Origin of the sequence: Acinetobacter sp. YH12063, assembly GCF_013419715.1 — a bacterium.
Lineage (GTDB): Bacteria > Pseudomonadota > Gammaproteobacteria > Pseudomonadales > Moraxellaceae > Acinetobacter > Acinetobacter amyesii.
Genome location: NZ_VOZO01000005.1, coordinates 202915 through 214634, shown reverse-complemented (window position 1 = coordinate 214634; position 11720 = coordinate 202915). Strand labels below are relative to the sequence as shown.

Genomic DNA, 11720 nt, shown 5'->3' with positions numbered 1-11720 from the left:
AAAAATGACCTATTGTTGTGCATTACGGTTAAAAGATGGCATGGTATTTATCAGTGATACACGGACAAATGCAGGTGTTGACCATATTTCAGTTTTTCGCAAACTTTATTCCTTTGGTATTGTGGGTGAGCGATTTATTACCATCCAAACCTCTGGAAATTTAGCCACAACACAAGCGGTCATTGGGCATTTACAAAATCAGCTAGAGGTCAAACAAGAGCCGAATTTATATAGTGTAAATACGATGTTCGAAGTGGCTGAATTGGTCGGGCATACCTTAAAAAAAGTCATCTCAGATGTCACCTCAGATATTTTAGAACAAAGTAATTATTACTGTAGTTTATTGGTAGGCGGTCAAATTGGCAGTGCGGATATGCAGTTATATAACATCTATCCACAAGGCAACTTTATTTGTGCGACACCAGATACCCCATATTTTCAAATTGGCGAAAGCAAATATGGCAAGCCGATACTCGACCGAACTTTGCGTTACGATATGCCGCTCGATGAAGCAATGCGTTGTAGCTTAATTTCTTTTGATTCAACGATACGCTCAAATGTGTCAGTGGGTATGCCTTTAGATGCTTTGGTTTATAAAAAAGACAGTTTAGAAATACCAAATGGTAAGCGCATTTATGAAGAGGACCCATATTTCACCATGATCAGTAAAGGCTGGTCAGAAGCATTGCGTCAGGGTTTGATTGAATTGGCAAAACCAACAGCTGACTATTTTCAATAACCATTTGATCAACAAATCGATCAATTTAAAAAGTGAATAAAAAAAGCGAGATAAAAAAAAGCCCAGAATTGATCTGGGCTTTTTGATTTGGCTAATTAAGCTAATTTACGTACAGGGCGCGCGCTCATACGGCATAATAATTCATAGCCAATGGTTCCGTTCGCTTCTGCAACGTCATCAACTAAACGGTCTTTACCCCAAAGCTCAACTTCAGTGCCTATTGGTGCATGCATACCGGTGATATCAATTGCAATCATATCCATGGCAACACGGCCAATCACACGCGTTTTTTGTCCTTGAATAGATACATAGTTTTGTTTAGGGAAGGCACGTGGATAACCGTCACCATAACCAATCGACACAATCGCAAGATTCATTTCTTGTTCTGCAACGAAAGTCGATCCATAACCCACAGATTCACCAGCTTGAATGGTGTTTAAAGCAATCACTTCAGCGGTAAAGGTCATCACTGGTTTAAGATCTAAGGCTTCTACAGAACGATCTGCAAAAGGGGTTGCGCCATATAGCATGATGCCCGGGCGAACAAAATCAAAATTCAGTTCTGGCCATTTGAAAATCGCAGCCGAGTTACAGCACGAACCCATGATTGGCGCACAAGCTTCTTTGACGTGTAAAAATTGTTCACGTTGTTGGTCATTTAAAGGATGATTTTCTGCGTCGGCATTGGCAAAGTGCATCGCCAGTACGCAAGTAAAACCTTCCGCCTTTAATGCATTGATGACATCAATAATTTCAGGCACTTTAAAGCCTAAACGGTTCATACCGCTGTTGAGTTTGACCCAAACTTTTAGACCTTGAGCGATATAGGCATCTTTATGCGCACGTAACCAATCTAGTTGTTGCTGATGATGCACTACACATTCAATTTTTTTATCGATGATAATTTGCATTTCATCATCTGAGAAAATACCTTCAATCAACGTAATGGGTTGTTCATAACCCAACTCACGAATTTCTAAGGCTTCTTCTAGGCAAGCAACACCGAAGGCATCACTGTCTTTTAAGGCTGCTAAGCAGTCTTTAACTCCATGTCCATAAGCATTGGCTTTCACCATGCTTACAATTTTAGCGGTTGGGGCAAGTTGTTTGACACGGTTTAAATTATATTGAAGTGCTTGTTGATCAATATAAACTGTAGCTTGGCGCACCCTAAATACTCCTACAGGGTCGATGAATTAATGGATGATAAAGAGTCTTTACTCTTCATCATCATACTGAGCATAAAACTCAGGGGAGAGGTTACTAAATTTGGTGTATTGACCTTCGAAGGCAAGACGCACAGTACCAATTGGACCGTTACGCTGTTTACCAATAATAATTTCTGCAGTACCTGCTTCTTTAGACTCTTTGTTATAAACCTCGTCGCGGTAAATAAACATGATCAAATCGGCATCCTGCTCGATCGCACCCGATTCACGTAAGTCGGACATCACTGGGCGTTTATTAGGGCGGTTTTCCAGTGATCGGTTCAACTGAGACAGTGCAATTACAGGGCAGTGCATTTCTTTAGCCAGTGCCTTTAAGCTTCGGGAAATTTCCGAGATCTCGCCAACACGGTTATCGCCCATACCGGGTACTTTCATAAGCTGCAAGTAATCGACCATGATACAGCCGAGTTTACCGCCATGCATTTTTGCAATGCGTCGCGCACGGGCACGTACTTCCGTTGGAGGAAGTGCAGATGAGTCATCGATATACAAATTCTTTTCTTGGAGATGCACAATGGTACTGGTGACTTTTGACCATTCATCAGCATCCATTTTACCTGCACGTAAATGCCCTTGGTGTACACGACCGAATGAGGATATCAAACGCATGGCAATTGAGTCTGCAGGCATCTCCATGGAATAAACCAGAGCGGGCAGGTTGTTATTAAACAGCACGCTTTCAACCAAGTTCATGGCAAAAGTAGTTTTACCCATCGATGGACGAGCCGCTACAATAATCAAATCGCCTGCTTGCATACCTGAGGTTTTATTATCAAGTTCAACAAATCCAGTAGTTAAACCCGTGATACTACCTTCAGTTTGTGAAAGTTCATTCAACTTATCAAAAACACTGGCAACGACAGAGTTAATGGCTTTAGGGCCTTGTGCTTTGGCGTTATTGTTGTGTTGTTCGGCAATCGAGAAAATATTGGTTTCTGCTAGATCTAAAATTTCACTGACCGTACGACCTTTGGTGTCATAGGCATTTTGTAAAATTTCAGAGCTGACCTTAATCATATTACGTAAGGTTGAGAACTCTTTAATTTTGGCTGCATACGTTTCAATGTTATAGAAACTTGAAGGGGAATCTGACATCAATTGCATCAGATATTCTTCACCACCAGCAGCATCAAGTAGGTTTTGTTTAATTAGCCAGTCATTGACCAGCACAGCATCATACGGTGAATTGTCTTTCGATAATTGATCGATGGCTCGGAAAATATATTTATGTCGTGTTGCATAAAAATCAGCTTCTGTCAGCACATCACCCACTTGCTCAAAAGACTCAGCCACAGTCATCAGTGCGGCTAGTACAGCTTGTTCAATGGCAAGATTATGGGGTGGGGTACGAAACTCTTTCAACGAACTTTGTTCTGTGGTTTTTGCTGTTGGCGTAGAGTTTGGCTTGATGGCATTCGCCTGTGACATAAAAATCCCTGATGCTGAAACCATTTAATGTGATGGAAATGGGTGCTAATTACAGTTTTTTCAACTCTTCATTGAACTGAAATGATAGGCGTTTTCTACAGAAATGCGAACAAGTATTTCCGATTAATTCGTCATACATTGAATTGAATGAAGAGTTAAAAATATAAAAAAGTTGGAGCACTATTTTTTACAGATAAAAAAAGAGCATGCGTAAGCATGCTCTTTTCTTTGCAAGAAATTACTCAGCTACGATAGTAACTAGAACTTCTGCAACAACATCATGATGCAATTGGATTGCGATGTTGAATTCACCAGTGTTGCGAAGCGCACCATTTGGTAAACGAACTTCTGCGCGGTCTACAACAAGACCAGCATTAGTTAACGCGTCAGCGATGTCACGAGTACCGATAGAACCGAATAGTTTACCTTCGTCACCAGCTTTAGCAGTGATCACGATGTTAACTTCGTTCAATTGGTCAGCACGTGCTTGAGCAGCAGCTAATACTTCAGCTTCTTGTTTCTCAAGTTCAGCACGACGAGCTTCAAATGCAGCAGTGTTAGCTTCAGTAGCAGCAACTGCTTTACCTTGAGGGATAAGGAAGTTACGGCCGTAACCAGCTTTAACTGAAACTTTATCGCCTAATTTACCAAGGTTTTTAATGCGTTGTAATAAGATAATATCCACAGCTCAACCTCACTTATGATTGTCAGTGTAAGGGATCAAAGACAAGTAGCGAGCTTGTTTGATAGCAAGCGCTAATTGACGTTGGTAACGAGCTTTAGTACCTGTAATACGGCTAGGAACAATCTTGCCGTTTTCAGTGATGTACTGTTTTAAAGTGTCGATATCTTTGTAGTCGATGTACGTAACGTTCTCAGCTGTAAAGCGGCAGAACTTGCGACGACGGTAAAAACGTGCCATGTTATGTTCTCCTTATGCTTCAGCAGAGTCTTGAGCTTGTTGTGCTTCTTCACGTTGAGCTTTACGCGCACGTTTTTCTTCAGCACTCTTAGCCAATAGTGACTCTTCAGTGATAGCGTTTTCACGACGGATGATAAGGCTACGAATGATTGCATCGTTGTAACGGAACAATTCTTCTAGCTCATCAAGAGTAGTTTGACCACACTCAACATTCATAAGAATGTAGTGAGCTTTGTGGATCTTGTTGATTGGGTAAGCCAATTGACGACGACCCCAGTCTTCAAGACGGTGGATTTGACCTTCAGCTTCTTTGATGTGAGTTAGGTAACGTTCTACCATACCCACAACTTGATCGCTTTGGTCTGGATGTACCAATAGTACGATTTCGTAGTGACGCATTGTCAGCTCCTTACGGTTTAGGCAGCCCCAATCATTAATTGATTGAAGCAAGGAGTCACAACCAAAGTTGTGTCGCAATAATTGCGAAGCGTGAATTCTAGAGCGTTTAGGTTTGAAATACAAGGCATGGATTTAAAATGCATGAATTATTTATGGTTTAAGGCCGATTAGCGGTACGCAATAAAAACACCACATAACCTTTGAAATAAGGATCTTGAATTAAATGTTTGGGTGCTTGCCAAAGGCCATTTTGTACAAGGCCTATTTTATAAGGTAGTTTCAATTTTGAGACTTTATTCAAATAGCTCGTGTAATTCTCGATCGTGACACTACCACGATAAGTTTGAATAGCGATCTCATCAATATTGCGTCGCAAAACACTGAGCGTTTGCTGATCTTGAATATTTGTCCAATCCATTAAACCAGTAATGCTTAAACGATATTTTTGAGGTAGTTGCTTTCGTATATTTTCAAGGAATAAGGCATATTGATGAATGTTTTTAGTTTTTGCGTCAAAATCGATTTGTAAGCCTTGGATCTGATTGCCGTTATTTTCCCAATGTTTTAGCCGCTGCAAAATTTGCTGAATATTGCTATTTGACCATTGTAAATGATGGCTACGGATTACAATCCAAATTTTCTGCTGTGGTTTATGGAGGACTTGAATGCCTTGAGGGATAAACTCGGATCGTTTTAAAGGTTTATTCCAATTCAATTCACCTTGTAAAATATAGAGCTCCGTGGCTTGCTGTAAGTAGGGGCTACTAGAAATATTGCCCCAAATCCAAAAACTTGAATAATGTGCTGCATCAACACGTTGCTGTAATTTGGTTTGAGCCTGTTGTGTTTTTCCAGATTGGGCAGGTGTGCAAGCAGAGCACAAACCTATACTCAAGATAAGCAAAAGTCGAAATGTTCTTGACCACTTGATCACCTGCAAAATCATCATCAATTACCAATAATATTTTAGAGATTTAGCCCAGCTGGTTTCTGGATAGTCGCGTTTGATTTGATCAAACCATTGTTTTCGAACCGACTTATTTACATCTTTGTCTTGGCATTCATTATTGCCACTTGGCGCATAACATTGAATGGCACGGTACAGCGCATAAGCCGTTAATTCAGATTTTGTCCCTGTTTTAATAATGTTTTTATATACATCGCCACGGGCAAAATAAGTCCCCTTGAAACTTTGCAGTGAATGATCAGGCAGGTAGTTGAGATTTAGTATGGTATAGGCTTGTGAACTACGCGCATATTCACCTAAGCATAAATTAAGGCTCAAGTCTTTTGGGTTGACTTGCAATTGTTGGGTCAAAGTTGCCAAGTCAGGACATTTAATCGAATTGCTCACGCTTGCACCTTTCCATAAGAAATTTGCAAATGATGGCTGATTGCGAAACTTCTCCGCAGTGTTTTGTTCAGTATTAAATTGAGCCGCGTTGCTTGGTAATTCACGGTACGCTTGGTTAAATAAATCAAAGTTTTGATAAGCCAATGACTTATTTAGTAGGGTATAAAGCGCTACATTTTTTTGATCTTGTGTGGCCACATTATTTTTGACCACAGACATTAAACTTTGTTCATTCGCTGCATCGACTAAATATTGTTGCTGTAGATAAGCTTGCTTGATTTTGGCTGAAGAACCAATAAATTGTGCAGTATTTTGCTGTTGAGCATAGTAACGATACAGCATAAGTTCAGCCAATCCACGTTGTTCGGCGGTTTTGCTGATGGAAAGTAGGTTTTCCCAATATTTTTGAGTGGCCTGATTTCGCCCACTAGCTTCCAGAATACGGCCTTTAAGTAGTAACTGACTCAACTGTAGATAACTGTTGATGCTGCTCGGTGCTCGTTGTGGCAGATATTTGAGTGCTTCTTGTGCTTTGTTTTGCACATAAAATAAGTGATTTGCCTGCAAATACTGGAACAGTTCTAGTGAATCTTTAAAATAATTTTTCTGTGCGTTTAACTCAGCCCATGAAATGACCACATCATCTGCCGTTTCTTTTTTGCGCATATGCATAAGGTCATAAATGCTAAGAAAAAATGGATCTTTCAAATTTTTGACATTGAGTCTATTACTTTGAAAAACATGTCGATCTAATTCATAAGGTAGATTTGGCAATTCTAAATTATAGACGCTGGATGTTGGATGATTGATTTGCCAGACATATTCATTGATCAGTAAATCGTGTTTACCACTCAGCCAAAAACCACGTCTTAATAAACCGCGTGCGCTTGCTGCATATTGACCCTGCGGATAGAGCTTAAAGTACTGAGTAATGTTATTAAAAAAAGTGGTTAATAAGTTTTGATTGAGTTTGTCATGTACTAAATCACCATATTCACCAACACCACTTTGATAGGCTTCATTTAAGGTGCTACGAATCAGCATATATTGAGAAGTTTCTTTTAACCACGCTTGATCAACATTGGTTAGTACTGAATAAATCTTAGTCGCTGTGGAAAAGTGAGTATTATAAAAAGAGATCGTTGCATTTAGATAGGATACATATTGACGTGCAGCGGCAGACCAATTTGGATTCACGCTCAGTAAAGCTAATGTGTTTTCACAATTATTAATTTTTTCACGCTCATGGATCAACATGTCTTTTTCACTGCTTGAAAGCTTAGTGTCCGTTTTGACTTGTTGAATAAACGCGTGCGCACCATTTTGCAGGCTATTGCAATGCTCGTTATAGCTTAAATCTGGTGCTTTTAGAGGTTTGCGTGCATTTGGCAATTTATTGTGGCTATTCACTAAAAGACTGGAAACTTCAAAAGGAACTTTGCTATAGCTAGTTGTCCATAAAGTGGATTTTTCTTCTTGAATATTAAATTTGGCAATGCCTAAATCGCTAAGCAACAGCAGCATATTGGTTTGATTGTCATTTGCCGGCGTGAGCGCAGGCAATTCATTGCATGCAGTATAGGCAGTGGTCTGAATTTCAGTCGAAGGTTCACAATAGACATCCATACCTGCATGACTGTGTGCACTAAAGAAAATGCCAAAAGGAATACATGATGTGAAAAGAGCAGAGCGAAGAATTTTTTGTTGAGAAGACATAAGGCACAGTTATTTATAATTGTAGGTGCAATGATATCAAGTGGGGAAAGTTGATTGAAGATGCCTAGAAATAAAAAAAGATAGAGTAAAACTCTATCTTGTTTAAAAAAATACAATTGGCTTTAGAGGGGCAGTGGAGGTAAAACTAAAAATTAAACTAATCACTGTGATCAATTTGACCGAAAACATGAAATATTGTTTTGCCCAAACTTGATCATCTTCAGCTTTGAATCCTTGAATGGTTAAATAAATCCAATACAGACTTAAGGCATTCAGGACAATCATATAAATCCAATTGGCATAACCATAAAAGTATAAACCGTTCATGGTAATGCAGAACAAAATCACGTAAACCAAAGATTCAACCTTGGTTCGATGAATTGAACGTGCTACAGGTAAAATTGGAATTCCTGCATTTTTGTAGTCATCAAATCGGTAAACTGCAATTCCCCAAGAATGAGGCATTTGCCAAAATGCATAACCAATAAAAATCAGTAATGCACCTAAATCAAACTGGTTTGCAACTGCCGTATACCCGATTACAGGTGGCGCTGCGCCAGAAAGACTGCCGATAATGGTTTGATGGATTGTTGTTCGTTTTGTCCATAAGCTGTAAAAACCAACGTATACGACAAAACCAATAACAGCAAAAAGAAAAGCGTAAGCATTTACCCAGAACCATAAAATGCTAAAACCAATTACACCTAAAACTAAAGCAAAAACTAAAGCAACAGGAATCGAGATTGATTTTTTAACCATCGCACGATTTTGTGTGCGTTGCATTTTTGAGTCGATGTCTTGGTCAATAACGTTATTGACAACACATCCAGAAGCGACCACAAAGAGGGTGCCTAAGAGGGTAAGAAGCAACAGAAGGAAATCTACAAAACCTTGGGCAGCTACAAAGTAGCCACCCAAAGCGGTAACAAAGTTACCAAAGAGAATTCCTGGTTTAGTCAGGAATAAATACTTTTTCAGCATGACGAGCAGTTTAGATCATCATGTTGAAGTGAAGGTAGTTCATAATCCACACAGAACCTACTAAAAGGATAGCAATTGTGAGGATTGTATAAACAAATGCAATCACGTTCCAGCGTTGCTCTGAAGAAGAGTTCATATGCAGGAAGTAAACTAACTGAATAAGAACCTGAGCAACCGCAGTAATCGCGATTACGGCAACCAATAGACCGCGGCTAAAACCACCTGCCATTACCATACCGAATGGAATTACGGTAAGTAGAACAGAAAGGATAAAACCGATTGTATATTGTTTAACGTTACCGTGAGCTGCACCAGCAGAGTTATGATCGTGACTCATTAGATAACTCCCATCAAGTAAACAACGCTGAATACGCAGATCCAAACGATGTCAAGGAAGTGCCAGAACAAGCTTAGGCAAGCAAGACGACGAGTGTTTGGAAGTGTCAAACCATATTTCTTGATTTGGAACATCAACACAAGCATCCATACCAAACCAGAAGTTACGTGAATACCATGCGTACCAACTAGAGTAAAGAACGCAGATAAGAACGCACTTGTGCTTGGGCCATGACCAGCATGAACTAAATGGTTGAACTCATAAAGTTCCATGCCAATGAAGGCTGCACCAAATACCCAAGTAACTGCTAACCAAGTTAAAACTTGACCAACATTTTTCTTGTATGCTGCAAGAACAGCAAAACCAAAAGTTACAGAAGAGATAAGAAGGGCGAAAGTTTCAGTTAAAACGAAACCTAAAGATTCACCAAACAGCTCTTGTGCACTTGGCGTACCCACTGGAACGTGGCTACTTAATACAGCGAACGCGATGAAGAGTGTCCCGAAAAGAACCAAGTCACTCATCAAGTAAGTCCAGAAACCAAAGACAGTGATGTCAGTATCATCGTGATGATGATGCTCGTCATGTCCGTGGTTGTCGTGATGAAGTACTTCAGCCATTGTCTTAGTCCTTCTTCAAGTGTTTTTCAAGAAGCGCATAGCGTTCGTTTTCGATACGTTCAACTTCTGCAGCTGGAACATAGTAGTCAACTTTCTTAGTGAAAGAAGAAACGATGAAGCTGATAATTGAAGCAATGAAAGTTACAACGACTAACCACCAGATATGCCAGATTAATGCGAAGCCCATAACTGTAATAAACATTGCAATTACGAAACCTGCCGCACGGTTTGTAGGCATATGGATGTCTTCGTATGTAGTTGGCTTAGCGTAAGCAACACCATTTTCTTTGTCAGTCCAGAAAGTATCAATACCATTGATCTTTGGAAGATAAGCAAAGTTATAGAATGGTGAAGGAGATGAAGTAGCCCACTCAAGAGTACGACCATCCCAGATATCGCCAGTAACGTCCATGTTGTCTTTGCGTTGAAGGAAACCAACAACGATTTGCATAACAAAACAGAAGATACCGATAGCAACCAATACAGAACCAAATAAAGCGATCGCTAAGTACGGATCCCATTCAGGGTTGTCATATGTATTCAAACGACGAGTCATACCCATGAAACCAAGGATATAAAGTGGCATGAATGCAAAGTAGAAACCGAAGAACCAGAACCAGAACGCTGCTTTACCCCAAGTTTCATTCAATTTCCAACCAAACATTTTTGGCCAGTAGAAAATGATACCCGCGAACATCGCGAACACTACACCACCAATAATTACGTTATGGAAGTGAGCGATAAGGAATAAAGAGTTGTGTACTAAGAAGTCCGCTGGTGGAACTGCCATTAATACGCCTGTTAAACCACCAATACCGAAAGTCACAAGGAAGCCAAGTGTCCAAAGCATTGGAGTTGTATAGGTGATGCGGCCCTTGTACATAGTGAATAACCAAGAGAAGATTTTCACACCAGTAGGGATCGCAATGATCATGGTCATGATACCGAAGAACGCGTTAACGTTGGCACCAGCACCCATTGTAAAGAAGTGGTGAACCCATACAACTAGTGAAAGAACACCAATTGCTACAGTTGCGTACACCATAGATTTGTAGCCGAACAACGCTTTGCGTGAGAACACAGCAGTAACTTCTGAGTAAATACCAAAAGCTGGTAATACCAAGATGTAAACTTCCGGGTGACCCCAAGTCCAAATCAAGTTTACATACAACATTGGGCTACCACCCATGTCATTTGTAAAGAAATGGAAGCCGAAGTAACGGTCAAGTGAAAGCATTGCAATAGTCGCAGTCAAAACTGGGAATGTTGCAACGATAAGCACTACAGTAACTAATGCAGTCCAAGTGAAAATAGGCATGTCCATAAGTTTCATGCCAGGCGCACGCATTTTGATGATGGTAACGAAGAAGTTAACACCAGTAAGAAGCGTACCTAGACCAGAAACCTGAAGTGCCCAGATATAGTAGTCTACACCTACACCTGGAGAGTATTCGATGCCAGAAAGTGGAGGGTAAGCCATCCAACCTGTTGCAGCGAATTCACCAATTGCAAGAGAAGCCATCATCAAGCCCGCAGCGCCGGCGAATAACCAGAAGCTAAGAGAGTTTAATAATGGGAATGCTACGTCACGTGCGCCAATTTGAAGTGGTACAGCAACGTTCATTAAACCAACAACTAGACCCATTGCTACGAAGAAGATCATGATTACGCCATGGGCAGTAAAGATCTGGTCATAGTGTTCTGGGTGTAAGTAACCTTCACCGCCACCTTTTGCAAGGAACAGTTGAAGACGCATCATAATCGCATCGGCAAAACCACGCACAAGCATGACAATTGACACGAGGATATACATGATACCAATTTTTTTATGGTCTACAGATGTGAACCATTCGTTCCACAAGTAGCCCCATTTTTTAAAGTAGGTGATACCAGCAACAATTGCGATACCGCCAAGGATCATCATTGCAACAGTAACCAACACGATTGGATCGTGTGGAATTGCATCTGGTCCTAACTTACCTAATAAGCTCATGT

At 40.3% G+C, this 11720-nt stretch carries 12 protein-coding genes; 1 reads left to right on the top strand and 11 read right to left on the bottom strand.

The annotated features are described in order from the left end of the window. Nucleotides 1-4 precede the first annotated feature (4 nt). On the top strand, nucleotides 5-739 hold the full coding sequence (locus tag FTU12_RS07230) for a proteasome-type protease (RefSeq protein ID WP_168377741.1): 735 nt from the start codon (nucleotides 5-7) through the stop codon (nucleotides 737-739). Between the two features lie 95 nt (nucleotides 740-834). On the opposite strand, the gene alr is transcribed toward FTU12_RS07230, so the two are convergent. The 11 genes from alr to cyoB form a co-directional block, all read right to left on the bottom strand. Next, entirely contained in the window at nucleotides 835-1908 is a 1074-nt protein-coding gene (alr, locus tag FTU12_RS07225) for an alanine racemase (protein ID WP_180114057.1), read from the bottom strand. Between the two features lie 48 nt (nucleotides 1909-1956). After that, complete coding sequence (dnaB, locus tag FTU12_RS07220; protein WP_180114056.1) at nucleotides 1957-3396, bottom strand: replicative DNA helicase; 1440 nt, start codon at nucleotides 3394-3396, stop codon at nucleotides 1957-1959. 238 nt (nucleotides 3397-3634) lie between these two features. After that, nucleotides 3635-4081, bottom strand: a complete 447-nt coding sequence (gene rplI / locus FTU12_RS07215) for a 50S ribosomal protein L9 (protein ID WP_078188585.1) — start codon at nucleotides 4079-4081, stop codon at nucleotides 3635-3637. A 9-nt stretch (nucleotides 4082-4090) separates the two neighbouring features. Further along, entirely contained in the window at nucleotides 4091-4318 is a 228-nt protein-coding gene (gene rpsR / locus FTU12_RS07210; protein WP_004278792.1) for a 30S ribosomal protein S18, read from the bottom strand. 12 nt (nucleotides 4319-4330) lie between these two features. Then, nucleotides 4331-4717, bottom strand: a complete 387-nt coding sequence (gene rpsF, locus FTU12_RS07205; RefSeq protein WP_004696436.1) for a 30S ribosomal protein S6 — start codon at nucleotides 4715-4717, stop codon at nucleotides 4331-4333. A 157-nt stretch (nucleotides 4718-4874) separates the two neighbouring features. After that, the gene (locus FTU12_RS07200) at nucleotides 4875-5663 is read right to left on the bottom strand and encodes a DUF3142 domain-containing protein (RefSeq protein ID WP_168377858.1); all 789 of its coding nucleotides are present in this window, start codon (nucleotides 5661-5663) and stop codon (nucleotides 4875-4877) included. A 6-nt stretch (nucleotides 5664-5669) separates the two neighbouring features. Beyond that, on the bottom strand, nucleotides 5670-7787 hold the full coding sequence (locus FTU12_RS07195; RefSeq protein WP_180114055.1) for a hypothetical protein: 2118 nt from the start codon (nucleotides 7785-7787) through the stop codon (nucleotides 5670-5672). Nucleotides 7788-7889: 102 nt separating this feature from the next. After that, entirely contained in the window at nucleotides 7890-8768 is an 879-nt protein-coding gene (gene cyoE, locus FTU12_RS07190; protein ID WP_180114054.1) for a heme o synthase, read from the bottom strand. A 10-nt stretch (nucleotides 8769-8778) separates the two neighbouring features. After that, nucleotides 8779-9105 (bottom strand): cytochrome o ubiquinol oxidase subunit IV, encoded by a 327-nt coding sequence (locus FTU12_RS07185; RefSeq protein WP_078188582.1) that lies wholly within the window; start codon nucleotides 9103-9105, stop codon nucleotides 8779-8781. Further along, nucleotides 9105-9725, bottom strand: a complete 621-nt coding sequence (gene cyoC, locus FTU12_RS07180; RefSeq protein ID WP_078188581.1) for a cytochrome o ubiquinol oxidase subunit III — start codon at nucleotides 9723-9725, stop codon at nucleotides 9105-9107. The genes FTU12_RS07185 and cyoC overlap by 1 nt, the downstream gene beginning before the upstream one ends. A 4-nt stretch (nucleotides 9726-9729) precedes the next feature. After that, entirely contained in the window at nucleotides 9730-11718 is a 1989-nt protein-coding gene (cyoB, locus tag FTU12_RS07175; RefSeq protein ID WP_078193968.1) for a cytochrome o ubiquinol oxidase subunit I, read from the bottom strand. Nucleotides 11719-11720 lie beyond the last annotated feature (2 nt).

Excerpts from the sequence above, each read along its gene's own strand:
- FTU12_RS07230 (WP_168377741.1), top strand. The coding sequence starts at position 5 with ATGACCTATTGTTGTGCATTACGGTTAAAAGATGGCATGGTATTTATC.
- dnaB (WP_180114056.1), bottom strand. The coding sequence starts at position 3,396 with ATGTCACAGGCGAATGCCATCAAGCCAAACTCTACGCCAACAGCAAAA.
- rpsR (WP_004278792.1), bottom strand. The coding sequence starts at position 4,318 with ATGGCACGTTTTTACCGTCGTCGCAAGTTCTGCCGCTTTACAGCTGAG.
- rpsF (WP_004696436.1), bottom strand. The coding sequence starts at position 4,717 with ATGCGTCACTACGAAATCGTACTATTGGTACATCCAGACCAAAGCGAT.
- FTU12_RS07200 (WP_168377858.1), bottom strand. The coding sequence starts at position 5,663 with ATGATTTTGCAGGTGATCAAGTGGTCAAGAACATTTCGACTTTTGCTT.
- FTU12_RS07195 (WP_180114055.1), bottom strand. The coding sequence starts at position 7,787 with ATGTCTTCTCAACAAAAAATTCTTCGCTCTGCTCTTTTCACATCATGT.
- cyoE (WP_180114054.1), bottom strand. The coding sequence starts at position 8,768 with ATGCTGAAAAAGTATTTATTCCTGACTAAACCAGGAATTCTCTTTGGT.
- FTU12_RS07185 (WP_078188582.1), bottom strand. The coding sequence starts at position 9,105 with ATGAGTCACGATCATAACTCTGCTGGTGCAGCTCACGGTAACGTTAAA.
- cyoC (WP_078188581.1), bottom strand. The coding sequence starts at position 9,725 with ATGGCTGAAGTACTTCATCACGACAACCACGGACATGACGAGCATCAT.
- cyoB (WP_078193968.1), bottom strand. The coding sequence starts at position 11,718 with ATGAGCTTATTAGGTAAGTTAGGACCAGATGCAATTCCACACGATCCA.